Annotated in this window: 22 protein-coding genes and 1 riboswitch; of the genes, 8 read left to right on the top strand and 14 right to left on the bottom strand. The window is 35.9% G+C overall.

Annotation, left to right across the window (positions count from 1 at the left end):
* From G7Y57_RS07665 to G7Y57_RS07685, 5 genes are all read right to left on the bottom strand, one after another.
* Positions 1 to 1026: an ABC transporter ATP-binding protein gene (locus G7Y57_RS07665; RefSeq protein WP_165021793.1), complete on the bottom strand. Its 1026-nt coding sequence runs from the start codon at positions 1024 to 1026 to the stop codon at positions 1 to 3.
* A gap of 5 nt (positions 1027 to 1031) precedes the next feature.
* Positions 1032 to 2072, bottom strand: coding sequence for an iron ABC transporter permease (locus G7Y57_RS07670; protein WP_165021796.1), 1041 nt, complete (start codon positions 2070 to 2072; stop codon positions 1032 to 1034).
* Positions 2072 to 3217, bottom strand: a complete 1146-nt coding sequence (locus tag G7Y57_RS07675; protein ID WP_165021814.1) for an ABC transporter substrate-binding protein — start codon at positions 3215 to 3217, stop codon at positions 2072 to 2074. The genes G7Y57_RS07670 and G7Y57_RS07675 overlap by 1 nt, the downstream gene beginning before the upstream one ends.
* Before the next feature lie 6 nt (positions 3218 to 3223).
* Positions 3224 to 3928 (bottom strand): precorrin-2 C(20)-methyltransferase, encoded by a 705-nt coding sequence (locus G7Y57_RS07680; protein WP_165022014.1) that lies wholly within the window; start codon positions 3926 to 3928, stop codon positions 3224 to 3226.
* 100 nt (positions 3929 to 4028) lie between these two features.
* A riboswitch (cobalamin riboswitch) is annotated at positions 4029 to 4229 on the bottom strand.
* 57 nt (positions 4230 to 4286) lie between these two features.
* Positions 4287 to 5234 carry a 3-oxoacyl-ACP synthase III family protein gene (locus G7Y57_RS07685; RefSeq protein ID WP_165021817.1) on the bottom strand — a complete coding sequence of 316 codons (948 nt, stop codon included), beginning with the start codon at positions 5232 to 5234 and terminating at the stop codon, positions 4287 to 4289.
* Positions 5235 to 5586: 352 nt separating this feature from the next.
* Between G7Y57_RS07685 and nadA the strand changes: the two genes are divergently transcribed.
* Genes nadA through nadC form a run of 3 tightly spaced genes read left to right on the top strand, consistent with a single transcriptional unit; the run spans position 5587 to position 9032 of the window.
* Entirely contained in the window at positions 5587 to 6591 is a 1005-nt protein-coding gene (gene nadA, locus G7Y57_RS07690) for a quinolinate synthase NadA (protein WP_165021820.1), read from the top strand.
* Between the two features lie 6 nt (positions 6592 to 6597).
* The gene (gene nadB / locus G7Y57_RS07695; protein WP_165021823.1) at positions 6598 to 8175 is read left to right on the top strand and encodes an L-aspartate oxidase; all 1578 of its coding nucleotides are present in this window, start codon (positions 6598 to 6600) and stop codon (positions 8173 to 8175) included.
* Positions 8172 to 9032, top strand: coding sequence for a carboxylating nicotinate-nucleotide diphosphorylase (gene nadC / locus G7Y57_RS07700; protein WP_165021826.1), 861 nt, complete (start codon positions 8172 to 8174; stop codon positions 9030 to 9032). The genes nadB and nadC overlap by 4 nt, the downstream gene beginning before the upstream one ends.
* 87 nt (positions 9033 to 9119) lie before the next feature.
* On the opposite strand, the gene G7Y57_RS07705 is transcribed toward nadC, so the two are convergent.
* The 4 genes from G7Y57_RS07705 to kbl all read right to left on the bottom strand — a co-directional run bounded on the left by G7Y57_RS07705 (position 9120) and on the right by kbl (position 13263).
* Entirely contained in the window at positions 9120 to 10517 is a 1398-nt protein-coding gene (locus tag G7Y57_RS07705) for a M56 family metallopeptidase (RefSeq protein WP_165021830.1), read from the bottom strand.
* Positions 10518 to 10523: 6 nt separating this feature from the next.
* The gene (locus tag G7Y57_RS07710) at positions 10524 to 10910 is read right to left on the bottom strand and encodes a BlaI/MecI/CopY family transcriptional regulator (protein WP_165021833.1); all 387 of its coding nucleotides are present in this window, start codon (positions 10908 to 10910) and stop codon (positions 10524 to 10526) included.
* Positions 10911 to 11098: 188 nt separating this feature from the next.
* Positions 11099 to 12073 (bottom strand): NAD-dependent epimerase/dehydratase family protein, encoded by a 975-nt coding sequence (locus G7Y57_RS07715; RefSeq protein ID WP_165021836.1) that lies wholly within the window; start codon positions 12071 to 12073, stop codon positions 11099 to 11101.
* Complete coding sequence (gene kbl / locus G7Y57_RS07720) at positions 12070 to 13263, bottom strand: glycine C-acetyltransferase (protein WP_165021839.1); 1194 nt, start codon at positions 13261 to 13263, stop codon at positions 12070 to 12072. The genes G7Y57_RS07715 and kbl overlap by 4 nt, the downstream gene beginning before the upstream one ends.
* 220 nt (positions 13264 to 13483) lie before the next feature.
* Between kbl and G7Y57_RS07725 the strand changes: the two genes are divergently transcribed.
* The 3 genes from G7Y57_RS07725 (at position 13484) to G7Y57_RS07735 (ending at position 16921) form a co-directional block, all read left to right on the top strand.
* On the top strand, positions 13484 to 14329 hold the full coding sequence (locus tag G7Y57_RS07725) for a sugar phosphate isomerase/epimerase family protein (protein ID WP_165021844.1): 846 nt from the start codon (positions 13484 to 13486) through the stop codon (positions 14327 to 14329).
* Positions 14330 to 14552: 223 nt separating this feature from the next.
* Positions 14553 to 16229, top strand: a complete 1677-nt coding sequence (locus G7Y57_RS07730; RefSeq protein ID WP_165021847.1) for a putative transporter — start codon at positions 14553 to 14555, stop codon at positions 16227 to 16229.
* 53 nt (positions 16230 to 16282) lie between these two features.
* On the top strand, positions 16283 to 16921 hold the full coding sequence (locus tag G7Y57_RS07735; RefSeq protein ID WP_255491369.1) for an HAD family hydrolase: 639 nt from the start codon (positions 16283 to 16285) through the stop codon (positions 16919 to 16921).
* Positions 16922 to 16993: 72 nt separating this feature from the next.
* Here G7Y57_RS07735 and G7Y57_RS07740 read toward each other — a convergent pair whose 3' ends face one another.
* Complete coding sequence (locus tag G7Y57_RS07740) at positions 16994 to 19798, bottom strand: M16 family metallopeptidase (RefSeq protein WP_165021850.1); 2805 nt, start codon at positions 19796 to 19798, stop codon at positions 16994 to 16996.
* A gap of 24 nt (positions 19799 to 19822) precedes the next feature.
* Entirely contained in the window at positions 19823 to 20215 is a 393-nt protein-coding gene (locus G7Y57_RS07745) for a diacylglycerol kinase family protein (protein WP_165021853.1), read from the bottom strand.
* Between the two features lie 177 nt (positions 20216 to 20392).
* Here G7Y57_RS07745 and G7Y57_RS07750 point away from each other — a divergent pair, with 177 nt between their 5' ends.
* Together G7Y57_RS07750 and G7Y57_RS07755 are read left to right on the top strand one after the other, a co-directional pair.
* On the top strand, positions 20393 to 20737 hold the full coding sequence (locus G7Y57_RS07750) for a hypothetical protein (RefSeq protein ID WP_165021856.1): 345 nt from the start codon (positions 20393 to 20395) through the stop codon (positions 20735 to 20737).
* A 4-nt stretch (positions 20738 to 20741) separates the two neighbouring features.
* The gene (locus G7Y57_RS07755; protein ID WP_165021859.1) at positions 20742 to 22037 is read left to right on the top strand and encodes a mechanosensitive ion channel family protein; all 1296 of its coding nucleotides are present in this window, start codon (positions 20742 to 20744) and stop codon (positions 22035 to 22037) included.
* Between the two features lie 54 nt (positions 22038 to 22091).
* On the opposite strand, the gene G7Y57_RS07760 is transcribed toward G7Y57_RS07755, so the two are convergent.
* The 3 genes from G7Y57_RS07760 to G7Y57_RS07770 all read right to left on the bottom strand — a co-directional run bounded on the left by G7Y57_RS07760 (position 22092) and on the right by G7Y57_RS07770 (position 25921).
* Complete coding sequence (locus G7Y57_RS07760; RefSeq protein ID WP_165021862.1) at positions 22092 to 22940, bottom strand: metallophosphoesterase; 849 nt, start codon at positions 22938 to 22940, stop codon at positions 22092 to 22094.
* Positions 22937 to 23554 (bottom strand): inorganic pyrophosphatase, encoded by a 618-nt coding sequence (locus tag G7Y57_RS07765; RefSeq protein ID WP_165021866.1) that lies wholly within the window; start codon positions 23552 to 23554, stop codon positions 22937 to 22939. The genes G7Y57_RS07760 and G7Y57_RS07765 overlap by 4 nt, the downstream gene beginning before the upstream one ends.
* A 150-nt stretch (positions 23555 to 23704) precedes the next feature.
* A complete protein-coding gene (locus G7Y57_RS07770) occupies positions 23705 to 25921 on the bottom strand; it encodes a fimbrillin family protein (RefSeq protein WP_165021869.1) in 2217 nt (738 codons plus the stop codon).
* Between the last annotated feature and the right edge of the window lie 126 nt (positions 25922 to 26047).

Here is a 26047-nt window from a genome sequence, read left to right on the forward strand (position 1 = left end):
TTATTTATTAAAGAACGAAAATAGATTAATATGCTCAAGCAAATTCTCAATACTATTCACTAAAATCACTTCATTTTCAATCAAGTATAGTTTTATTTCTGTATCATATAAATTGCCGACCTCAATATAATAATCAGTCTCTATATTGCGTGACGCTAATATACCATTACGCAATAAGGCCTTACGCACCATAGCATATTTTTGTCCGTGTCCAACAAGTCTTATTTGCTTATCATACGTGTTTTCAATACGGAACAATCCTGTTTCCATATCGAATGTGATTCCTTTTCGCTCAAAAAATCTGCTTAACTGACCGTTTAAGGATAAATCTTCGGGAGTTCCTATATTTACACTCGAATACTGATCTATGAGCCATATCTTATCTGCTATTTGTAAAGCTAGCTCCAGATCGTGTGTCGATAAGAATATCGTTTTATTCGTTTTTCGGGACAAACGATGTAGCAATTGCATAATCTCGACCTTGCTCGGAAAATCAAGAAAGGCGGTTGGCTCATCAAGAAATATAACAGGTGTTTCCTGTGCCAATGCTTTTGCAATCATTACTTTCTGACGCTCTCCATCGCTAAGGGTATGAATCATTCGCTGAGCCAAATCTTCTATTTTAATCATAGAGATAGCTTCATCTACAATCCGATTATCTTCGTCACTTAATGTACCCCAAAATCCAGTATAAGGACTACGACCCAAGCCGATTAATTCCCTAGCTGTCATATTCTTCACATCAGGTTTTTCGGTGAGAACAACACCAATCAAAGTCGATAACTGTTTTTCAGTATATGTCGAAATGTCTTTATCTAAAACCCTAATATTACCACCTAACTTAGGTTGAAAGGCTGATAGCGTACGTAATAGAGTCGATTTACCTATTCCGTTAGAGCCTAACAAACAAGTTAGTTCACCACTATAAATGTCAGCAGTAATATTTTCGGCAACGACTTTCTTATTGTTTTTAGTCTGATAGCCGATCGCAAGATTCTGTAATTCTATTGTCTTTTGTTTAGCCATCCCGATCAACTATTTATCTCGTTTCTTCTTTTACCGAATAATACTGAAATAACAATAGGCGCACCGATAAGTGCCGTCACCGAATTGATCGGTAATGCTCCTTCCATACCCGGCATACGAGCTACAAGATTGCAGAACAAGGATAAGGATGCACCCATGAAAGTAACCGCAGGTACAAGAATGCGATGGTCTGATGTCTGAAATATAGTCCTGCATAAATGTGGAACTGCAAGCCCAAGAAAAACAATCGGTCCGCAATATGCTGTTACAATAGCAGTAATGACACACGAACAAGTGATAACATATAATCTTGCCCACCTGACATTCAAACCTAAATTACGTGCATAACTATCGCCCAAGAGCATAAGATTAAGCGTCTTGATAAGTAGAAATGAGAGAGGGATAAGTACCAGCATAATTGCTACAAAGGTATAGACTTGATCACCCGATACTTTCGAAAAGCTTCCTAATCCCCATATTACATAGGCTCTTACGTCCTCATCATTACTGAAAAATTTCAATACACCGATTATTGCATTAGCTATATAGCCGATCATAACACCAATAATTAGTAAAATTACGCTTCCTTTTATCCTTTGCGATATGGCTATTATCAATAACATGACTGCAAACGCCCCTAGTATCGCTGCTACCGATACTGCAATCTCACCAAAGAAACCAATCTTACTTAAGGCAATACCCCCTATGCTCCCAGAGAGTAGAATCATTAATGCAACCCCCAGACTTGCTCCCGAACTAATACCCAATTCGGATGGTCCTGCTAATGGATTACGAAATACTGTCTGCATCTGTAATCCACTTATTGCTAAACCAGCCCCAGCAACCAAAGCTGTTATTGTTTGCGGAAAACGTGATTTCCAGATAATATTCTGCCAGATAATAGGTTCATCACCAACATTGAATAGTATTTTGCCTATAGAAGATGGAGGGATCGAAATAGTTCCCAATATTAGATTCAGAATAAAGAATAGAATAATGGATGCTATAATAAGAATGAAGAAGAGTATATTTTGCTTTCTGCTCATTATTTCAATAATTCGTAATATACAGGTTTATGATCAGGCAACAATTCAGGATGAAAAGCCTTTATCAAATCAGCTAATACCACTTCTGGTTCTACCGGTGCGTTTTCATAAAATGGTTTCTGACGAAGATTGCAATATACCACTTTCTTTTCTTTAAAAGCTTTAAAGTCTGCGTAACGGGCATCGCTGGACTTTAACACTTCGTATGAATAGTCACCCGTATGACTTACCAGAAGCCTCCAGAAATCGGCATTTGCCCCTTGCGAATACACCGATTCGAAATCAAGATTTACACCTCCTGTTTCCTCATTACCTTTCAGGAAATATTCCGCACCTGCATCTCTGAATTGTTCTGCAAGATAGCTTTTGCCACCCACTACATACCAATTTCCCGAACGCATTTCGCCACTCAGTACTATTGGTTTATTAGTAACTGATTCACTAAGCGCTTTTAACTCATTGTATTTCTTTTCTATTTCGACAAATTTATGATTAGCGTGTTCTTCTGTCCCTAATAGCATGCCAACGAATTTCAACCATTCTGCCTGTCCCAACGAAGATGTTTCTTTATATCCAAGAAATGTAATCAGAGGAATATTTAAATCTTTGATAACTTCATATCCTCCGCGCTTAAACGGTGAAACCAGAACTACATCAGGATCGAGCGCCATAATAATCTCTTTATCGAAATTACCTTCTATACCTATCTGACTGGCTTTTCCTGTTTTTATTCGTTCTTTCATTTTTTCATTAAACAAGAAGTTGGTGCTTGTCATACCTACTACTTTGTCTAATGCATCTAACTTAATGAAATTGGAAAGTTGTAAGGTCGTCATGCAAATAAGGCTTCGAACAGGAGTTTCTATAATTGTATAATCTTGCGAAATCCTTTCATGGCTTTGTCCTCTGTTAACTAAAGCGTAGCGATAAATAGTTTCACTCTCACCTTGCGGATCTTGGATATCCACCAACTTATAGTTATCAAAATATGTCACTTTAAAACCTTGCGCATATTTTATCTCAATATGTGCAGAGTCCGAATTATTTATTGAAGAACTGTTTGTTCCTTCTTGTGATCTGTTCGGGTTGCAAGCCGAAAAGCAAATAGTAATAATGATAAGGTACAGAAACGAAAATTTGTTCATAGCTTTTTACTTATGAATAATCATTAATGAGAAGTAAGGAATTTTCCGATCGAGAATATCTGATGTGTTTTTAGTATAGTATTCTTTTCCATCTACACCCACATTCTCGAAATAATGATATGTAGCATCCAATTTTTCACATATACATTCTTTAATAGCTTCTGCACACTGCGATACTTTCATTATTACAACGACTTTTCCCGATTCTATTCTCTCTTTCAGATCTGATGCCGATATAATACCCGGAACAACATTCAACTCTTCTTCCTGCTTTACAATATGTATCTTAGCTAAAGCGCCACTTGCTATAAAAGCAGGAATCCCTGCAATACGCTCTACAGGAAAATCGCTATCTGACAGGTTATCGAATATATATTGTATAGAAGAATAGAAACCCGAATCACCTTCGGCAACAACACATATTCTCTGCCCCGTTTTATATTGTTTCTTTATCTCTTCCGATACTGCGTTATAAGCATCTATAGCCAACGAACGGTCTTTGCTCATCGGAACATGAAACGGAACTAATTTATTCGCATCAATATCTAACTCGGAAAGAATATCCAAAGCACGTGAGGTCTGAACACCGTCTTTACTTATAGTAGCAGGGTAGAATATCCGATCAGCCGACTGTAAAGTCTTCAATCCTTTTAATGTGATTAGTTCAGCTTCTCCCGGTCCGAGAGAAACAAAGGTAATAGGGTACATTATAAACTCTTAATTTGAGTATTATTAATAACGCCTTTGATAATAGGAATAAAACAAGATTACATACATGATGTCTTATATGTTATAAGCCTTTACCGCGAGCTTTAAACTATTATTTATTGGCAGGTCTTCTGACTTATTCCTTCTACACAACCTTCCCATTCTTAATGAACAGTGGCTTAAGTTTTGTGTAAAAACTTATGGAACTTACAGCAGCGGGTCTGTTCAGGATTTACACCTGATTCCCTTTTCATTACTTATCTGGCAAACGCAGACTTGTAACACCAAAATTCTAGTGCAAATATAATGTATTAAATTGACATGGTTTTAGTAACCAAGAAAAAATATGGAGAATATAAATTTAGCTTTTCTTTAATAAACACGTTCCGGCAGAATAACCGCCACCAAAAACAGATATACATATCAGGTCATTTTCCTTGAATGTATCATAATTTTGAGCAAAAACCAATAACGCACTTGTAGAACCCGTATTACCCAATTCCTCTATATTATTCATTGTCTTGTTTTGAGGTATTCCCAATTCTTTAACTACATGGTTTATAATCCTTTTATTCGCCTGATGTCCTATAAAATATGACAAATCAGAGATAGTATATCCATTTTTAGTTATAATATCTTCAGTATTTTGCACTAGATAGATACATGCACGCTGAAATACATCCCTGCCATATGGCATACGTAATCCGGCACCATTTGGTTCTAGATTAACAGCTTTCGGCCCTTGCCCTATATGTGCTAATCCCTGACTTGTGATGTCAACTATTTCCAATTCATCACTCGAATATCGTTCAGATGAGAAAAAATATGCTGTGGCAGCATCGCCCCATAAGTGCCCTGCTATAGAATCAGCATCATCAGAATATGTAGAATTCCTTTCCGCACAGATAAGCAGAGCTTTCTTAGACATGTTAGCCTTAAAAAACGACTGTATAATCTCCATTCCATTAATTGCGGAAGAACAAGCCGAAGATATATGAAATGCTTTAGCTTTTTCCATTTTAAACTCCCTCTGAATAACATGGGCCGTTGTACCTACAGTATCCGAAGGGGTATAAGAAGCGAATATTATGAGGTCTACATCTGTTTCATTGTATGGTAATTGTGGCAATGCACCTAATACCGCTTCGGTACACATGTAGTCTATAGTTTCTTTATCATTAGCTCTGGAGCGAGTTTTGATTCCGGTTCGCTGGTATATCCATTGTGCGTCAAGTCCATTTATATCAGTAAAGTAATCGTTCGAAATTCGTTTTTCAGGGATATAGTAACCCACAGCATTAATATACATAAATTCAGTATTTTTAATTTGAAGGTGATAAATGTATCTATAACAATCAAATTTTCATATTCGGCATATCACAAAAAAATCTAAGAGTATACATATTTATATTTATTTTAACTAATCCCATAGCATAAATAAATTTAATTGAAATACAAGGATTTTGATTGTTTAACAGTATATAATGACGCACTTTATACACTTTTGATTATCATCTCTTTCTACTATTCAGAACCTCTCTTTCGTATTACAGATAATCACGAGAACACTTTATATATTGATTTAGGCAAATAATAGTGCCAAAAGTTTACTCCTTACAAGATAATTCAGTAATTTCGGTCTCTATTTCAAAACTAAAAACATGTCAACACTAGAAAAAGCGATTGAAACACTTTCTACTAGGGGTTTTCTAAATATGGAAATTCCTAAGGGAATCAATTTGATTGAAGAAATAAATAAGCTACGTAAGGAAAAGAATGCAATTATATTAGCTCATTATTATCAAACAGGAGATATTCAAGATATTGCAGATTTTCTAGGCGATAGCCTTCAATTGGCTCGTGAAGCAGAAAAAACAAATGCTGATATGATTGTTTTCTGTGGAGTACACTTCATGGCCGAGACAGCAAAAATATTAAACCCAACTAAGAAAGTTGTTCTACCAGATACATTGGCGGGATGTTCCCTTGCCGATTCATGTTCGGGCGAAGGGCTCAGAGAGATGAAAAAGAAACATCCGAAAGCCATTGTAGTTAGTTATATAAACTGTGATTCTACAGTTAAGGCAGAAAGTGATATAATAGTTACATCATCGAATGCAGAACATATTATTAACTCTTTACCATTGGATCAAGAAATAATCTTCGCTCCCGATCGTAATTTAGGCAGGTATATAAATCAGGTAACGGGTCGCAATATGATTTTGTGGGATGGAGCTTGTATTGTGCATGAAGCGTTTTCTTTAGAACGGATTGCCCAACAAATGCTCAATAATCCGAAGGCGAAATTAATAGCTCATCCCGAAGCACAAAAGCCTGTATTGCAAGTAGCTCATTATATAGGATCTACAGCCAATTTATTGAACTATGTGGCGAATGATGATTGTCAGGAGTTTATAGTGGCTACCGAAGAAGGTATCTTGCATGAAATGCATAAAAGAGCTCCTCACAAAAAGCTGATTCCTGCATTAACACAGGATGAAAGATGTAATTGCAGCGAATGCCATTTTATGAAGTTAAATACATTAGAGAAACTCTATTTGTGTATGAAATATGAGTTGCCGGAAATACTGCTTGACGAAGATATCAGGCTCAAAGCATTACGCCCAATCACCAAGATGTTGGAATTATCCAAAACGATTAAGTAATAAACGATGATATATACAGACGTTTTAGTCATAGGTTCAGGAATTTCGGGATTATCGTACGCATTGAAAATTGCCCAACAAAGACCTGAATCAAAAATAACTGTTATAACAAAGTCGGACGACGAAGAATCTAACACTAAATATGCCCAAGGGGGTGTAGCGGTCGTTACCGATTTTCAAAAAGATAGTTTCGAAAAGCATATCGAAGATACATTGCGTGCCGGAGATAATCTATGTAAAAGAGAAACTGTAGAAATAGTTGTAAAAGAAGGGCCCGAACGCATAAAAGAAATGGTAGAGTGGGGGGCTAACTTCGATAAGAATGATACAGAAACATACGATCTGGGACGAGAAGGAGGTCATACCGAAAATCGTGTTGTACACTACAAAGATATAACGGGAGCAGAAATAGAAAGAGCATTACTCGAAGCTGTACGAGCTTCTGAAAATATAGAATTACTTACCCACCATTACGTTGTCGATCTGATCACAGAACATCATATTCCGAATGAATCGTTCGACAAATACAATCTCAATTGTTACGGAGCCTACGTTTTAGACATTAAGACGCAAAAGATAAAAAGAATGTCTGCCAAAATAACTCTTATGGCAACAGGGGGATGTGGGCATGTATATAAAAATACAACCAATCCTAATATCGCAACAGGCGATGGCATTGGCTTAGCACATCGGGCAAAAGCCAAAATAAGCAATATGGAATTTATTCAATTTCATCCTACTGCGTTTTATAGTAATAGGGCCGGTCAGTTACCTCTCATATCGGAAGCTGTAAGAGGATTCGGGGCTAAATTATGTACGATATCGGGCGAGCGTTTTATGCATAAATACGATGTTCGTGAGGAACTTGCTTCACGAGATATTGTAGCAAGAGCAATCGATAGCGAAATGAAATTGAGAGGAGACGATTATGTCTGTCTCGATTGCCGTCACTTAGATCATGAGAAATTCATGAACCATTTTCCAAACATCTATCAACAATGCAAAGATGAAGGTTTGGATATGTTCAAAGACCTGATACCTGTTGTTCCCGCAAGCCACTATTTATGTGGAGGCATCGATGTAGATTTATTCGGTCAGAGTACCATCAAAAATATGTTTGCCGTCGGCGAATGTTCAAATACAGGCTTGCATGGCGCTAATAGACTTGCATCAAACTCGTTGCTCGAAGCTCTGGTTTTTGCTCACAGAGCCGCTTTGAAGACTATAAAAAGGCTTTTAGAAGACGATTTCAATTATATCAATCTGCATAAAGTACCAGAATGGGATCAGGAAGGTATGAATGTCAACGAAGAAATGGTTTTATTGAATTATCTTCGCAAAGAACTGCAAAATTTAATGAGCGATCTGGTTGGCATTGTCCGCAGCAATAAGCGATTGAAATTAGCTAAACAAAAAGAAGAAGAAATATATAGAGCAGTGAAAGAGATATATAACTTTTCAATTCTTTCACCTCAATTATCCGAATTGCGAAATCTGGTAAGCGTGGCTTATTTGATTATATCCCAAAGCATAGAGCAAAAAGAGAACCGAGGAGCTTTTTATAATAAAGATTTAGAAAAATGAATAGACCTTCCTATGTAACACACGAAAGACTGACTCACTTCATCCGTGAGGCTATCAGAGAAGATATTGGCGATGGAGATCACTCTACATTAGCTAGTGTACCAGCTTCGATGCAACGGCGAGCAAGACTATTGGTTAAACACGATTGTATATTAGCCGGTATCGATTTGGCACAGGAAATTTTCCACTATTATGATAAGGATTTAAAAATTGAAATCTTCAAGCAAGATGGCGAAGAGGTAAAAGAAGGAGATATTGCCTTTACCGTTTCGGGCTCTGCTCAATCTATATTGACGATGGAACGCCTTGTACTCAATTGTATGCAGCGTATGAGCGGTATAGCCACCTATACGCACCAAATGGTTGCATTAGTAGCCGATAGCAAAACAAAAATACTGGATACTCGCAAAACGTCTCCTATCTTTAGAATGTGTGAAAAGTGGGCGGTACATATCGGTGGGGCACAGAATCACAGATATGGCCTTTTCGATATGATTATGCTGAAAGATAATCACAATGATTATGCAGGGAGTATTACTAAAGCCGTGGAATCGACGGTAAAATACTTGAAAGAAAAAGGCAAGGATCTAAAGATAGAGGTTGAAACACGCAATCTGGATGAAGTAAAAGAAGCTTTAGCAACAAAAGCTGTCGATATTATTATGCTTGATAACATGTCGCTGGAAGAAATGAAAGAAGCTGTTCAGTTGATAGATGGAGCAGCTATGACAGAGGCTTCGGGGGGTATTACAAAAGAATCGGTACGAGCTATTGTAGAAACAGGTGTAGACTACATTTCCTCGGGTGCTATAATCTATTCTGCGCCTAACATCGATCTAAGTTTGAAAGCTTTTTAGTTCAATGTCTATTAGTTATACTCAAAATAAATAAAGGACTACTAATTATTGTAGTCCTTTAGTGTATCTAGGTAGAATGCTTTTTACTTACTTCTTCATTATAATAATGATCACTCCATTTTTACCCTTCTCGCCATAAGGTTGTATAGCTGATTCAGCTTTAAGAACAGAAATAGATTCGATATTATCAGTATTGATAGCATCTAGTTCTACTTGTGAAGCTTCTTTTCCATCTATGATAATTAAGGCATCTTTAAATTTATTATCTTTATCATTCGATATCTTAACTCCTTTTTTAGAATCTTGAGACTGCTTATTTTTCTTATATTCTTCTGTTTCAAATATAACAACGCCATTTTTGCCTTCTTCGCCGTAAATTGCTACAGCTTCTTCTCCACTTAACATTGCTGTTCGTTCACCCAATTTTCCAGCTCTGGCAACTTTACTATATTCATCAATAGTAATAGTTTCACCATCTAAAATAATTAACATATTTAATACATTAATCATTTTAGGTTTAGGTAATGTACTTGTCGACTTATTAGTAGAAGCATCTTTTGTTGTTGTTTGAGTAACTCCACTATCGTTAGAATCGGCTATGGTTTCTTTGTTTAATACAGCGTATTCATCTACAATATAGCGTGGTTGAGCAGAAGCCCAGAAAAACAATCCTAATGCTGGAATGATTGCTAGTGCAGCAAACCTTTTCCTTGGCGAACTTTTAGTTTTCTTAATCATAACTAATCGATTTAAATTGTTTAAATAATTAAATGAATTGGAAAAAGAAAACACTGGGCCCTGAAATCGTTGGTTTATCAAAACTGCCTTATACAATGCGGGTGACGTCCCCGAATCGATCACAGCTTTATCCGCCAAGAATTCGTGATTCTCTTTCAATAGAAATATATAAAACCATATCAGCGGATTGAACCAATGAAGTAGCAGCATGCATTCGCTACACAATAAGTCTATCCAATGTTTCTGATTTATATGCGTTTGTTCGTGTTTTATTATCAGATCTTTCTCCGTATCCGACAATTTTTGTGTATTTATTACGATATAATTCCATACAGATAGTGGAGAATTAACTTTAACTGTATCAATCAATTTGTAAGTTTTATTTTTAGAAAGGGTCCCCGATCTGAGTAGCTGTATGAAATTGCCAAGAGTTCTTATGTTTCGTATGATTATAATCAACATACCTGTTATATAAAGGGCAAATACAATTGTCCAGATATCTATACTGTCATTCGCCGCCAATTGCCCTACCGAATTATCTGCTATCTCATTCGAAGCGGGTAAAGTCACATATACATTGTACGTATTGGGTATAAGCGGTATAGCTAGAGACGTAATCATCCCAAGCATCAAAAAACTTCTATTGAACTTAAAGAATGTACTGGAACGAAAGAATATCTGATAAATAATCAGGAAGATACTCAAGCAGATACTCGATTGTAAGAGATAAACTATAAATTCTTTCATGGCAATTTATTGTTGGTTATTATCACTATTATCTTCATTCAAGGCGTGGCGAGTTTCTTCTAATAATTCATCCATTTCTTCTATCGTAAAATTGCTTTCTTTTGCGAAAAAAGAAACCATGGATGAGAATGAACCATTAAAATAATCCTTAACAAAACCGAACAGTTGCTTTTTAGAATAATTATCTTTCGAAATAGTCGCTTTATAAATATTCACCCGCCCTTCGGTTCGATGCTCTACAAATTGTTTTGTTTCCAAGATATTGAGTACAGTAGCAATTGTTGTACGAGCTGGTTTACTGTCTGCAAACTTTTGCAATATATCTTGTACAGTACCTTCTTCGATACTCCAAAGTATCTGCATTATTTGTTCTTCGGCTTTTGTTAGTTGCATGATATTCATGTTTTATAATGTATGAAACAAATATATGTCTAAATTTTTAGACAACAAAATATCCAGTCTATTTTTTTAGACAAAAATATATAATTATTTACTGACTACTTGTAATCAGGTAGTTATGATAAACAAAAAAGAGTTATCCAAAACAGATAACTCTTAAATAGTATAGAATCGTAATTATTTTATTTCTTTAAGGCCAGCGTTTGCTGTAAATGACGCTCTTTCAATACCTGAATCATATCTATAGTCATTTTTGCCAAATCATATTTCGGATTCCATCCCCATTCTTCACGGGCACAAGTGTCGTCAAGAGAATTTGGCCACGAATCGGCAATAGCTTGTTTCAATGGATCAACATCATAATCCATCACGAATTGCGGATAGTGTTTCTTAATCTCTGCATATATCATTTCGGGATCGAAACTCATGGATGCAATGTTGAACGAGTTGCGATGAACCAATTTGCTCGGATCAGCTTCCATTATCTGAATAGCTGCATCTAAAGCATCTGGCATATACATCATATCCATATATGTTCCTGCCTTTACAGGACAAGTAAACTTTTCGCCTTGTACTGCATTATAGAATATCTCTACAGCATAATCGGTAGTACCACCACCCGGATGTGTCAGATTAGAAATAATCCCCGGAAAACGTACCGAACGTGTATCAACTCCCCAACGGCTATAATAATAATCGCTAAGTAATTCGCCCACAACCTTAGTGATACCATATACCGTATTTGGTCGTTGAATCGTATCTTGAGGAGTTTTATCCTTTGGTGTATTATTCCCGAAAGCACCGATCGAACTTGGCGTAAATACAGCACAATTTAATTCTCGGGCAACATCCAGACAATTCATAAGGCTATCCATACCAACACTCCAGCCTAGTTTTGGATTCTTTTCGGCAGTAGCAGACAATATAGCCGCAAGGTTGTAAATGGTGTCGATTTTGTATTTTTTTACAGCATCTGCTATCTGATCTATATTTGTCGCGTCTATTTCTACTGTTGGACCTAAATCGAAAAAATTATCAGGATAAGGCGGCTTATAATATCCGCATATAACATTGTTATCACCGTAAATCGAGCGTAATCTAATACTTAATTCCGAACCTATCTGTCCAGTGCTTCCTACAATTAAAATGTTTTTCATATAATTCCGAGCTCTTTTCCTATTTTAGTGAAAGCTGCAATACATTTATCTAAATGTTCCTTTTTGTGTGCAGCCGAAATTTGTACGCGAATACGTGCTTGCTCTTTTGGAACAACGGGATAGTAGAATCCTGTTACATAGATTCCTTCATCCAATAATTTAGAAGCCATATCTTGCGATAATTTGGCATCGTATAGCATTATTGCACAGATAGCCGATTGAGTAGGCTTAATATCAAACCCGGCAGCTGTAAGTTTTTCCACGAAATAGGCAGTATTGCTATGTAATGTATCTTGTAATTCGTTAGTCCTTTCTATCAATTCAAACATTTTGATACCAGCAGCAGCGATAGCAGGAGGTATAGAGTTTGAGAATAAATAGGGGCGTGAACGTTGACGAAGCATATCTATAATCTCTTTCTTCCCGGTAGTAAATCCGCCGATAGCACCACCAAAGGCTTTACCCAAAGTACCTGTTAGGATTTCGGCCTTACCTCTAAGGTTAAATAATTCAGTAGTTCCACGACCTGTTTTACCGACCACGCCTGCTGAGTGCGATTCGTCGATCATAATCATTGCATTATATTTTTGAGCTAACTCATATATCTTATCAAGTGGAGCAACATTACCATCCATCGAAAATACACCATCGGTAACTATCAAACGGAAACGTTGCGATTGTGCCAGTTGTAATTGTTTTTCAAGATCAGCCATATCAGCATTTGCATAACGGTAACGTACAGCTTTACACAAGCGTACCCCATCAATAATTGATGCGTGATTTAACGAATCTGATATTATTGCGTCTTGTTCATTCAATAAAGGTTCGAAAACACCACCATTGGCATCGAAACATGCTGCATATAGAATAGAATCTTCTGTTCCGAAGAATTTAGCGATAGCCGCTTCCAATTCTTTATGTATATCCTGAGTACCGCATATAAAACGAACCGAAGACATACCGTATCCATGTGTATCGAGTGCCTGTTTAGCTGCATCTATCAACTCCTGATTATCTGATAGTCCCAGATAGTTGTTTGCACAAAAGTTAAGTACATTTTGCCCTGTACTAACACGTATTTCAGCACTCTGAGGAGAAGTGATTATTCGCTCATTCTTATACAGCCCGGCAGATTGTATATTTGCAAGTTCTTCTTGCAGAAAATTTTGGAAATTCTTATATGTACTCATAGCTTTAAGATTTTGGAAACAAAGTTAGTGAAAATGTTACATTAGAAGCAGGTATCTCTTAAAAATAATCTCGTCAACTTTTGCTTTTTTAGCTAAGTTCCTGTTTAAATTTTATTGGTATCCTTTAACGAGAAAAAACTCTTTCATTTCCTTTGTCATAACTGAAATGTTTTTATCTTTATAATCAGCAATTTATCGTTCATCAAAAAACAGATATGCCATGAATCCCCAATTAGGTGCTACCACATTATCCTGGATACATCCCCTATGGAATGATGAAGCCGGATTGTACGCTATAAAGAAAGCTTCGGACATAGGTTTCGATCTCATAGAGTTATTATTGCCTCACTCGATGGTGATAGATACAAATAGTGTGAGAAAGCAACTTGACAGATACAATATAGATGCCGTGTGTGGCTTAAACTTATCTGCCGACACACATATACCAACTCATCCCAAAGAGGCTTTACAACTGATCAAAAAAGCATTAGACAAAGTCGCTGAACTCGAACTGAATCATCTTGGGGGTGTACTTCATTCGGGCATTGGCTCTTTTTCGGGGAATGTTTGTACAGAGAGCGAGAAACAAACAATCTGTGATGTTTGGGCAGAAGTCGCCGATTATGCTCAACAATATGGTGTAAATATTGGCGTAGAGCCAATCAATCGCTATGAGTCTTATATATGTAATACCGGTGAAAATGTATTAGAGCTATTAAAGAGACTAGATGTATCTAATATGTATTTGCATCTTGATACATTTCACATGAATATAGAAGAAGATAACTTTTATGATCCCATAATAAGTGCTGGCGATAGACTGAAACATGTCCATATGACTGAAAGTAACAGAGGAATGCTAGGAGAAGGCAATGTCCATTGGGCTGACTTATTCAAAGCGTTGAAAGAAATTGATTATACAGGAAATCTCGTTCTGGAAAACTTCTCCTCTTCAGTCGAAGGAATGTCAAGTGCGGTATCTTTATGGCAGCGATCGAAATACGATGCCGACGATCTGGCGAAAGGCAGTCTCGAATTTATTCGTAAAATGATAGCATTAACATAAAACCCTGATCTTACTTTTCGATAATATAAAGGGCATAAGTTCGACGAATTTACACCCTTTATTTATTATAATGCGCAGCTGTCTTTATAATCTGATTTATTCTAAATAAATGACATATATAACCCTCTATTCTAAAGGTTTTGAGCTATTAAATTCCCTCTTTTTAAGAACATAAAATCATAGAGAATGTTATACCTTTGGCGCAATTAAAAAAAACCTAATTATGGATTGGTTATTAAATACCATTTTACAGCCTTCTACCATACAGTCTATTATAATAATTTCGGCAGTATCAGCAATTGGCCTCCAACTAGGGAAATTGAAATTATTCAATGTCTCTTTAGGCATTACATTTGTTTTCTTTATAGGCATTCTAGTTGGTCATCTTAATTTAGACATAAATGAGGATATGCTTCATTTTGCTCAAAATTTTGGACTAATCATATTCGTTTATGCCTTGGGATTACAAGTAGGACCCGGTTTTTTCTCGTCATTAAAGAAAGGAGGACTACGACTCAACTCTCTGGCTTTCGCTGTCGTTGTTATTGGTATTCTATTAACTCTTATATTTAGTTATTTCAGTAACGTTTCGTTACCTAATATGGTTGGGCTCCTTACAGGTGCTGTAACAAATACACCTGCTCTCGGTGCAGCACAACAAGCATTAAGACAAGTAGCGCCTAACGATACCAAATCTATATCAGACATGGCGCTGGCTTGCGCAGTAGCATATCCTCTAGGTGTAGTAGGGGTGATATTAGCTATTGCTCTTATGCGCACATGGTTTGGACCGAAAGACAATTCCGGCAAAATAAAGGAAAAGAAAGACTCGGATACCTATGTGGGCGAATTCCATGTAACCAATCCTGCACTTTTCGGAAAAACAATACGCGAAATTATGAAGCATACATCTAAACGCTTCGTAATATCCCGCATCTGGAGAGACGGAAAGGTAACTATTCCAACATCCGAATGTGTATTAAACCAAAATGATCACCTCCTTATTATATCCATAAAATCGGATGTAGAAAGTATCAAAGTCCTCTTTGGAGAGCAAGAAAATGTGGATTGGAATAAAGAAGATATAGATTGGAATCACATAGACAATAGCCAGCTTGTTTCACGTCGCATAATTGTTACACGAGGTAAGGTTAATGGTGTGAAGCTTGGTACACTGAAATTACGCAATATTTATGGTATAAATATTACCCGTATCAACCGTGCCGGCATCGATCTATTACCATCGCCACACCTGTCTTTGCAAATAGGGGATAGGATAACTGTAGTTGGTGAAGCGGCTTCCATTAATAATGTAGCTAAGATTCTGGGTGACGAAGTAAAACGATTGAAAGAGCCTAATCTGATTGCTATATTTATAGGCATTGCTTTTGGTTTACTATTAGGAGCACTACCGTTTCCATTTCCCGGAATGAATTTTCCTATTAAGTTGGGCATTGCCGGAGGGCCAATAATTGTTGGAATCTTAATGGGTGCTTTTGGTCCACGTTTTCATCTGACAACCTATACTACACAGAGTGCGAATTTGATGATGCGTCAACTAGGTCTTGTTGTGTATTTAGCTTGTTTGGGTATTGATGCAGGAGGGCATTTCTTCGAAACTGTTTTACAACCCGAAGGACTTCTATGGGTTGGATTAGGGTTTGGACTAACCGTTATTCCCGTTATTATAGTAGGTGTACTTGCTATGAAAGTACTGCATATCAATTATGCCAAAAGTGTAGGAATGCTATGTGGAAGTATGGCTAATCCGATAGCCTTAAGTTATGTTGACTCCACAGTAGAGGGTGATGAGCCTTCTGTTGCTTATGCAACAGTTTACCCGGTATCTATGTTTATCCGAATCATATCGACCCAACTATTGTTATTGTTCTTCTTGTAACATTAGCTTTTAATTCGTTACTTTATACTCATAAAACTGTTGAAAATATAGATATGAAGAATAATATTTGTGTACTTTTTGATATGGATGGGGTTATGATCGATACTGAACCTCAATACGATAAGTTCTGGAAGCATGCTGCCGACAGATATAGTATAGGAATCCCTAATTTCGAGAAAATAATAAAAGGAACAACTCTCCCAAACATATTAAAGAAGTATTTTTCTGAATACACTCAGGCAGAACGAGATGCTCTTGTGGAAGAGATAGATAAATTCGAAGCGAATATGACGTACCCCGAAATACCGGGTTCTATCAAGTTTGTTAATGAATTGAAGAAGCAAGGTATCAAGGTTGGCCTAGTAACCAGTTCTACCGATACTAAATTAATTGGGGTGTACAGAGATGTACATTTCGATACATTGTTCGACACGGTAGTATCGGCAGCTCGTGTCACTCACGGTAAACCAGCACCCGATTGTTTCTTATTAGCAGCAAAAGATCTAGGTGCAGATCCCAAAGATTGTATTGTATTTGAAGACTCTTATGCCGGAATTGAAGCTGGAACAGCCGCCGGTATGAAAGTGATTGGTTTGGCAACAACACATCCGGCAGATACACTGATAGATAAATGTGTGAGAGTTATTCCTGATTTTACGAATTTCGATGTTTCAGAGTTATATAGTATCTGAATAAAGATTATTATAAAAGAACGAGGCTTACTATAGTATAGTAAGCCTCGTTCTTTTTAATATATTCTCAATTTATTTTTTAGGAACCATTATCACTTCTATTACATTTTCTTGTGATAGCAATGCTTTTGTTACTGCCTTTACATCTTCAGTTGTCAATGAATTAAGTATTGTCATGTAATTCGAATAAACATCGTCATTGTAAAAATAATAAGCATTTAATACTGCATTCCAATAACCGTTTTGTTTAGTATTTTCCTGAAATTTCTTTGCCATATATTCTTTTACTTTTTGGAAATCCTTATCCTTAGGGCCATCCTGAGCAATTTTATCTAGTTCTCTATGAATAATTTTATTCAATGTAGCTGCTTTATCAGGATCGGTATCGTATGTCATTTGTACAATTGTTTGCCCTTCGGGAATACGATTGATTTCAACTCTCGAACGCACGCCATATGTACCACCTTCTTCTTCTCTGATTGTTTCTACATATACCATATCCAACACTTGATTCAGAGCATCTAGAGCTATACGTGTTTTCTGATCTCTCTTTAGAGTACCGCTATAAAGATCAAATACAGAGGCTTTAGGATTCTTCATCTCTTGTTCGAAAACATTAGTATATGTACCTTTTCTTATATCATAATTCACATCTTTATATCTGGCATTTTTGTTTCCTGATGGGAGCGATGCCAAGTATTGCTCTACTAATGGTTTCATTGCGACTTCATCTACATTGCCTACAAACGTAAATACGAATGAGCCCGGATTAGCAAATACTTCTTTATAAATTTCTATTGTACGGTCATAATTAAGTTTCTCGGCATCTTCTAGTTTCAATTCTTTTGTTCGAAGGTTATCTCCGTACATAGCGTATGTTGTTGAATCAGAAAAAATAGCAGAAGGTTCAGTTTTCATATTCTTCAACTGGTTTTTAATCATATCGAGTAATGATGTATATGCATCCAGATCTTTACGCGGAGCTGTAAAGTACAGATAAGTCAATTGAAGTAATGTTTCAATATCCTTAATGTTTGATGATCCACTAATATTCTGATCCCATCTACCTACATTCACACCAACCTTAGCTGATTTTCCGGCTAATACTTTTTTCAGATCCGTAGCACTAAAATTTCCAATACCACCAATATGAGGAACTGCACCTACTAATTCTGCATTATGCATATCATTGTCCGGAACAATAGAAGTTCCTCCATAAGCTATGGATGACATTAATATTTCATCATCTTTGAAATCAGTCTTTTTAAGAACAACCCTCATCCCATTCGACAATGTCCATGAGGTAGAACCTAACTTCTCGTCAGTTTTTGTATCAACAATGCTTCCTGCTTTAGGTAATTGACTTATAAGAGGTTCATTTGATACAGTTTCAGCATATGGAGTTATATTTTCTGCTTCAACTATTTTAAATATATTCAGTAATTCACTTTCAGAAGGGTAGATAATACCATCCTTCTCGGGACCTGTTACCGATATAACAATATTTTTATCAGTTATAATTTGTCTGATAAATTGATTAATGGCATCGGCATCTACCATAGGTGCAAATTGTTTTACAAAGTTATATTCAAATTCAATACCCGGTATTGCATCGCCATCTGTAAAACTTTCTACATATTCTCTTATATAGGAATCATTCAATTCTTTGCTACGGTTATTATATGCAGTTTCATACCTTTGAAGCAGTGTAGCCTTGGCTCTTTCTAGTTCAGCATCCGTAAATCCAAATTTACTCACTCTCTCATTTTCTCGTATAAGAGTCGCTAATGTAGCATCGATCTGCCCTTCTTTACTAAGCGCTATCGTTGTCCAGGCATCTTTAGTTTTAGAGACAAAATAAGGACCATCATAAGCAATAGAAACAGCAAAAGGTGCATCTGCTTTTTGTGATATTTCACTTAAACGATCTGAAAACATTTTAGATACAAGTTCTTGCATGACAGACATGATTAATCCGATGTTTGTCTTTTTTAGTTCAGCAGGCAATACATCGTGCTTTATATACAGCGTAACTTGTGTTCTGACAGCCTCCGGATCGGTAGTAATAGCTACAATGGGTTCTTCATTGTCGGGTACCGGATAATATATTCTTTCGGCCGGATTAGCAGGGGCAGGAATATCAGCAAACATAGCTTTTATCTTTGCTTCCACCTTATCTGCATCAATATCTCCAACTACAATGATGGCCTGAAGATCTGGTCTATACCATTTATGATAATAATCTTTTAATGTTTGATGTTCAAAGTTTTCAACAACCTCCATTGTTCCTATCGGAAGACGGTTAGCATACTTACTATCTTTAAATAGGATAGGTAGCTGCTTCTCCCAAATACGCATTTGTGCGCTACCTCTTGTACGCCATTCCTCTTTTATGATAGAACGCTCTTTGTCTATTTCTTCATTATCTAAAGTAATGAAGCCAGACCAATCATGCAATATCAGAAGGCAGGAATCGACAACACCCTCACGCACCACAGGTATATCCGATAGGTTATAAACTGTTTCGTCGAATGAGGTGTATGCATTTACATTTGCTCCGAATTTTGCTCCATTTTTCTCCAAGTAATCAAGCATAGCTTTTCGACCCGGAAAGTTCTTACTTCCATTGAAAGCCATATGTTCTAAAAAGTGAGCAAGTCCCATCTGAGAATCCTCTTCTTGCATCGAACCTACTTTCTGAGCTATATAGAAATCAGCCCTTTTCTCAGGATACGCATTTTGACGAATATAATACGTCAAGCCATTACTTAGCTTACCATATCTGACCTGAGGATCGATAGGTAATTTCTCTTGTGCGTTAACATTAAGAACGAAAGAGAAAGTAAGTAAAGCAATTAGAATAAACAGTTTTCTCATATTAACTTAATCTAAATTATTTATTTACTGACATATAAGATTGTATAATTTTGGAACAAATATAATTAAGCCACAGACTACAGACATAATTGTAGCAACCAGAACAGCAGCCGCAGCCATATCTTTTACTTTCTTTATTATATCATGCCTTTGCGGGCTTATATAGTCGCACAAATTCTCAATTGCAGAGTTTATTATTTCTAAACTAAATACCAATCCAATCAGGATACATATAGCCAGCCATTCTGCAACCGATATGTTAAACACAACTCCCATAAGAATAACACAAACCGATACGACCAAATGTATACGGGCATTGTGCTCCTCTCTAAACAAGATTCTCAATCCATCAAAAGCATATCTAAAAGATCTTAATCTTTTACGTATTGAAAACCTTTCCGACTTAAAATCTTCCATATTACTGAAAAAGCATTTAAATATAAACGCTAAAGTATAAAAATACACTAGGATAGTAATCATTTTAAACTTTTTTCTTTATGTATTTTTATCATTTATGTACTCTATGAAGTATAGTCGGGCTTGTTGTTCTGGCTAAGAATCGTTACTTTTGATAAAACTTTAAAATTAATTGATATGTATAAATATATTTTCTCTATCCTACTTGGATTCATATTCTTTTCGTGTGGTGGTGCTTACGATCACACTTTAACTGAAATGGGTAAGTCTGTAAAGCAACACATCAGATATAATGACGAGAAAAACAATATCAAAACAAATATTGAAATATTAAAACCTATATCGTATGAGGAAGTACCCGTAGACCAAAGGGTTCAACCTGATGATGTATATTTATGCAAGGTTTATTTAAGAGCTAATTGGGCATATGTGGGTAGCTCTCGTTTATATAATACTGACGATACACTCAACTGTTATTTCGATAAGAATAAAGTTTTTGTACGAATAGATACGAAAAAATAATATAATGGAAGCCGAACAAGTTCAAACAGATTTTGATGATATAATAATCTCTATAAATTCATGGATGCAAGAGTTACTCACTAAATTGGGGGTTGCTGAGCAATGGATTATTTATACTAAGTTGGTAGTACTGTTAATAATAGTAGCTACCGCAAGTTATCTTTTGCAGCTACTGGTAAGGAAACTTTTGATATTTGTATCTCAGCGTATTACTAAAGTAACATCCATATCTTTCTTCAAATACGGAATTAACAATCGATTACCTCATTATCTGGCTCTTATTGTACCATACTCCTTTGTAAGGAGTGTTATACCTATTATTTTTTTCAATTTTAAAAGCCTGATAGTTCCTTGTTTGAAGATAGCTGATATCTACATGGTATTCATGGTTATATGGACTGTTATGGCTGTAATAAAATCATTTGGAGATATACTTCAAGAAAAACCTGCTTTTCATAATAAACCGATGAAAAGCTATATGCAAGTTATCCAAATCGTACTTTTTATATTTGGAGCAGTTGCAATCTTTTCGATAGTCACAGGAAAATCGGCTATGGCATTCTTTGCAGCAATGGGAGCTGCTTCTGCCGTTTTACTTCTGATGTTTAAAGATTCTATAATGGGGTTTGTAGGCAGTATCCAAATCTCGACTAACAACATGGTGCAGATAGGAGACTGGATTACAATGAATAAATATGGTGCAGATGGCTCAGTTGAAGAGATTACACTTACCACTGTAAAAGTTAGGAACTTCGATAAAACAATAACTACAATACCAACATATGCTCTGATTTCAGATTCGTTTCAAAACTGGCGGGGTATGCAAGAGTCAGGTGGCAGACGTATTAAGAAAGCTGTATATATAAAACAATCTGACATTCGTTTTCTAAATGATGATGAGTTAGATAAATTTAAACACATAGATGGGCTAGGTGAATTTATAGCAGAGCATAAGAAAAATAATAAAAAGATAGAAGGTTCCTCGCCATTAGTTATCGGACCAAGAATTACGAATAATGACCTGTTCATGCAATATGGCATATATTATCTGCGTCATCATCCTAAAATTAATAAAACGATGACATTAATGGTTCGCCAGTTAGCCCCGACCCCAGAAGGATTGCCCGTAGAACTATATACATTTACAGACACAGTAGTATGGGCTGAGTACGAAGCCATCTCGACCGAAATATTTAATCATTTGATCAGTGTCGTTAAATATTTTGATTTACAAATATTTGAAAGTTCGTCGGGTAGTGATGATTACAATGTTTATATGCGTAAAACTGAGAATGGGTGATTATTCTACCTAGCAATATAACGGAAAAGTTCATAGCATGTCAAAACTATGAACTTATTTTTTTAATGTAATTTCTACTATTTCAGGAGGGGCAAAGAAACGAAAGGGAAAACCTCCCATACCAATACCTGATGTGACATACAGAGATATATTATTCTTTTTTAGCCAGCCATATCTATATTTGTTTCCTGTTTGCATATATTCGGGATGCCCAGTGCTAGGCATAATAGGAGCCCATAAACCAAAAAATGTGATTTGCCCACCATGTGTATGACCCGATAACATAAGATCTACATGATCGCTATCTAGTACTTCCAAATAGTCGGGGTTGTGAGAAATAAGAATACAAAAATCATGAATCTTGACATCGTCTGTCGTATTCCCTATAATCTGCACATCTTCCCAGAAATCTCCGACACCACCAATCTTTATACTGTCATTACCCACTTTAATCCAATACGATTGATTGTCGCATGAATGAAAACCACATTCTGTCATTTGCTGACTGATAAGTACAGGATCTTCCCAATGATCGTGATTTCCTAATACGAAATAAGTGCCAGACTTACTCTTTAAGTTCTTTATTTCAACAAAAAAGGGTAGGAGATACCTAGGGTTTTTAGAAACTATATCTCCCCCGATTATTATTATGTCAGGTTCTCTTTCATTTATTCTATTGACTAGCTTGGCAACATCTTCACTTGTAAAGTACCGGTCGCAATGTATATCTGATATGAATATTATTTTCTTACCTACAAATCCCTCCGGGATATCTTTGTGAGTAAATGTCAATTTTATCAGCCGGATATTCCTGGCTTCATAATAACTGTACACTAAAGGTATAATAGTGATGAAAATGGCCGATATAAGGAGAATCAATATATTCTTTTTCCTAAATGTCATTTTCCGACAAACTCGTTATAATCTTGAATAGATCGCTCAATTACTTCATAAGCCACATCTACACCATATACCCCTGTCAATAAGCAGCGAGGCTCTTTATCCCCCGGCAAATCTTTATAAGTGGTGAAATAGTGTTTCAGACGTTCTATAACACTGCGCGGAACATCATTTATATCTTTATATTCGCCATAGATAGCATCATTATCCAAAACAGCAATAAGCTTGTCGTCCGCTTTATTATGATCTAATAATCTAAATCCACCTATAGGGCGTGCTTTCACTATAATGTCGCCATGTGTAATATCCTTTTCTGTCAGAACGCAGATATCAATAGGATCATCGTCTCCTTCTATATCAGTCCGATTCAGCTGAATATTCGTTAATTCTGCAACCCTCGAAGCACTTAATGTTTGAGGAATAAAACCATATAAGGCTGGTATTATATTGGAATATTTCTGAGGACGGTCGATACTCAAATAACCCGTTTCTTTATCCACCTCATATTTTACAGTATCAGTAGGTACTATTTCAATAAATGAAGTTACTACTTCAGGTGCATTTTTACCAATGCTGATACCATGCCAAGGGTGGGCTTTAAATTTCAATTCATTCATTTCTATATTACTTATCTAATTTATAATAAAAACAAATATACATAAAGATTGTTAAAACATCATCTTTTGCTTACAAATATGAAAACAGGATTCAAGTATAAAACTTAAACCCTGTTTTTTTCTATTTACCAAAAAATTCGAACGGTCACATTAGTGACAAAATATGTTAGCTCTATATGTAGCCAAGGACGGCGATAAATGTATATTTTCCCAGTCTATAACTCCGCAAATACGTATATTATCATTTGTTAATAATGCGCACTGCCCTATATTCAAACTTGTTAGATTTGTCATGCCAGACAAATTTATAGAACTCAGATTATTGAACTCGGTAACCTGCAATGCCTTTAAATTACTTAATCCAGAAACAAATGAAATATCGTTAACAGATGAAGAATTATATAATGTCAACGATAAATTTGCTAATCCCGATATTGGAGATAAATCGATTGTATTTGCCAAATAATACATACTTAATGATTTCAGTTTAGGAAGTCCTGACAACGAAGATATGTCGTTTAGTTGCGAAGCTCCGACAATCAGACTCTCAAGATTATTCAGTCCAGCCAGAGGGGTTAGATTACTTACTTTTGAGCCTTTTATATCCAAATATTTAAGGGTATGCAAACCGGATAAACCCGAAATATCATTTATTCTCGCTCCGCCAATTGCTAAAAACTCAAGATTGTCAAGGTCGACTAGGGGTTCCATAGTTATGGTTCTCGAAGTATTAACAGTAAAATAATAGAATTCTTTAAGGCTTTTCAATTTAGATAAAAAAGATAGATCACTAATATTTGTCGTAGATAAATCAATTGTTCTGAGATTATTCATATTATTTAGGGATAGCTTTTCCAAATTATCACATTCGAGAAAACTAATATATTCTATTGTATTCATATTCGTCATAGTAACTTCAATAAGTGTTCTAAGGAATGTACAGTCCAACGTCTCAAGTTTTGGCATATTATTGAGATTCACTTTTTTAATAGCTAGACAAAATTCAAAATCGATCAATTCCAAACTAGGAAGGTCTTGCAATTCTATATTTTCCATCATATCGCAATTTTGCATAGATAGAATTTTCAGCCCCATGCTTCCGGAAACAGGGCTTATGTCTGTTATATTTGTGTGACAAAGGTCAATGATTGCCAATTCGGAAAGTTTGTTAAAGTCCGATGATAATTTTTTAATATTTGTATTATCAAAGTCTATTTCTACCACTCTTAGTTTGCCGGCTATCAATTTCCATACTACGCCCTTCCATTTTGTCACATCATTTTCTTCAGCCCAGTTAGCCTCTTCTATACTGCGCATGACACTGGTAGGTCCGGCTGGTTTCAAAACACAAACAGTCAACTTCTTTCCTTCTGCCTGCAATAGTTCGTTGTTAACCTTTAGCAGATTCAGCAGGATTTCTTTATCGTTGATATCTTCATTACCCAATACTACATCTTCTCCGTTTTCTTCGCCCCATTCTTCAATATTTCCATTAGCAAGCATACCGTTCTTTATGGTTATATTGAGCTTGTGTTTTTTCCCTTTTTTCAGCGTTGCAAAGGTTTTCGACAATTCGTGCTTATATTCTTTGTCTCCTTGTTTAATTATCAACACAGCATTATCCGATTCTATTGAAGACAATACACTCTCATACTTATTGTTCTTTTTATTCAGAGGTATGCTGAACGTAGATTCTTTGCTGCTTTCTTCGGTTTTCAGAAGACCGGTTTTCACGTCAAATAATACTTTGCCGGGAGTATTTTGGATCTTAACTTCTAAACTACTGTTATCCGACGATGCGATAGACATGCTTAGCATCGAAAGCTGATGTTTGAATACCAAAGAAACCGGAGTATTTTGATCGGCTGTCGCATATCCATTGTTTCCATTATTGGCAGTGGCATACAGTAAATCCAGCTTGCTCAAATCCGTCTGATCTGTTAGATCTATCGCTACTTCGTTTTCCTGCCATTCATTATTATCAATAAATGGATAATAGGCTTTAAATACCAACCTTTTTCCATCTTCAGGATAATAAATTTTCTCACCCACTGCTTCGAAAGCTGTAGCATTATTACTTTCCAATGCCCTGAATTGTAAATTTTTATATTCGCTCAAGATTTCTGTAGACTCCTTATTTACAACTAAAACACCAATTTTATCATTGACCTCCCATTTGGATTTATCCGGATTCAATTCATCTTGTGTAATTTTAGTTGATTTTTCTTGATTATCTATGGTCATTGCAGACTCGAATCTCACTTCATTGTTATTCTGGAAATTATTTTCCTGAGTGTTATCGTCGCATCCACTTAGTAAAATCAGAGAGGTTATAAATGTAACCGCTCTTAAACAGATTGTTTTCATAAAATTTAATGTTAAAATTGTTAATAATGGAAGGTGTTAATAAATATATTTTATATACATAATATAAGACGTAGTTTAGTTAACAAATCGTAAAGTTTTATTGTTGCAAATATAAATACAAATATT

It is taken from the genome of Dysgonomonas sp. ZJ279 (genome assembly GCF_011039205.1).
GTDB lineage: Bacteria > Bacteroidota > Bacteroidia > Bacteroidales > Dysgonomonadaceae > Dysgonomonas.

Coding starts and splice junctions, on each gene's coding strand:
- G7Y57_RS07760 (WP_165021862.1), bottom strand. CDS start 22,940: ATGACATTTAGGAAAAAGAATATATTGATTCTCCTTATATCGGCCATT.
- G7Y57_RS07730 (WP_165021847.1), top strand. CDS start 14,553: ATGGATTGGTTATTAAATACCATTTTACAGCCTTCTACCATACAGTCT.
- G7Y57_RS07740 (WP_165021850.1), bottom strand. CDS start 19,798: ATGAGAAAACTGTTTATTCTAATTGCTTTACTTACTTTCTCTTTCGTT.
- G7Y57_RS07705 (WP_165021830.1), bottom strand. CDS start 10,517: ATGAAAGAATTTATAGTTTATCTCTTACAATCGAGTATCTGCTTGAGT.
- nadC (WP_165021826.1), top strand. CDS start 8,172: ATGAATAGACCTTCCTATGTAACACACGAAAGACTGACTCACTTCATC.
- G7Y57_RS07670 (WP_165021796.1), bottom strand. CDS start 2,072: ATGAGCAGAAAGCAAAATATACTCTTCTTCATTCTTATTATAGCATCC.
- G7Y57_RS07725 (WP_165021844.1), top strand. CDS start 13,484: ATGAATCCCCAATTAGGTGCTACCACATTATCCTGGATACATCCCCTA.
- kbl (WP_165021839.1), bottom strand. CDS start 13,263: ATGAGTACATATAAGAATTTCCAAAATTTTCTGCAAGAAGAACTTGCA.
- G7Y57_RS07710 (WP_165021833.1), bottom strand. CDS start 10,910: ATGCAACTAACAAAAGCCGAAGAACAAATAATGCAGATACTTTGGAGT.
- G7Y57_RS07675 (WP_165021814.1), bottom strand. CDS start 3,217: ATGAACAAATTTTCGTTTCTGTACCTTATCATTATTACTATTTGCTTT.
- G7Y57_RS07735 (WP_255491369.1), top strand. CDS start 16,283: ATGAAGAATAATATTTGTGTACTTTTTGATATGGATGGGGTTATGATC.
- G7Y57_RS07765 (WP_165021866.1), bottom strand. CDS start 23,554: ATGAATGAATTGAAATTTAAAGCCCACCCTTGGCATGGTATCAGCATT.
- G7Y57_RS07755 (WP_165021859.1), top strand. CDS start 20,742: ATGGAAGCCGAACAAGTTCAAACAGATTTTGATGATATAATAATCTCT.
- G7Y57_RS07750 (WP_165021856.1), top strand. CDS start 20,393: ATGTATAAATATATTTTCTCTATCCTACTTGGATTCATATTCTTTTCG.
- nadB (WP_165021823.1), top strand. CDS start 6,598: ATGATATATACAGACGTTTTAGTCATAGGTTCAGGAATTTCGGGATTA.
- G7Y57_RS07745 (WP_165021853.1), bottom strand. CDS start 20,215: ATGGAAGATTTTAAGTCGGAAAGGTTTTCAATACGTAAAAGATTAAGA.
- G7Y57_RS07685 (WP_165021817.1), bottom strand. CDS start 5,234: ATGTATATTAATGCTGTGGGTTACTATATCCCTGAAAAACGAATTTCG.
- G7Y57_RS07665 (WP_165021793.1), bottom strand. CDS start 1,026: ATGGCTAAACAAAAGACAATAGAATTACAGAATCTTGCGATCGGCTAT.
- nadA (WP_165021820.1), top strand. CDS start 5,587: ATGTCAACACTAGAAAAAGCGATTGAAACACTTTCTACTAGGGGTTTT.
- G7Y57_RS07770 (WP_165021869.1), bottom strand. CDS start 25,921: ATGAAAACAATCTGTTTAAGAGCGGTTACATTTATAACCTCTCTGATT.
- G7Y57_RS07715 (WP_165021836.1), bottom strand. CDS start 12,073: ATGAAAAACATTTTAATTGTAGGAAGCACTGGACAGATAGGTTCGGAA.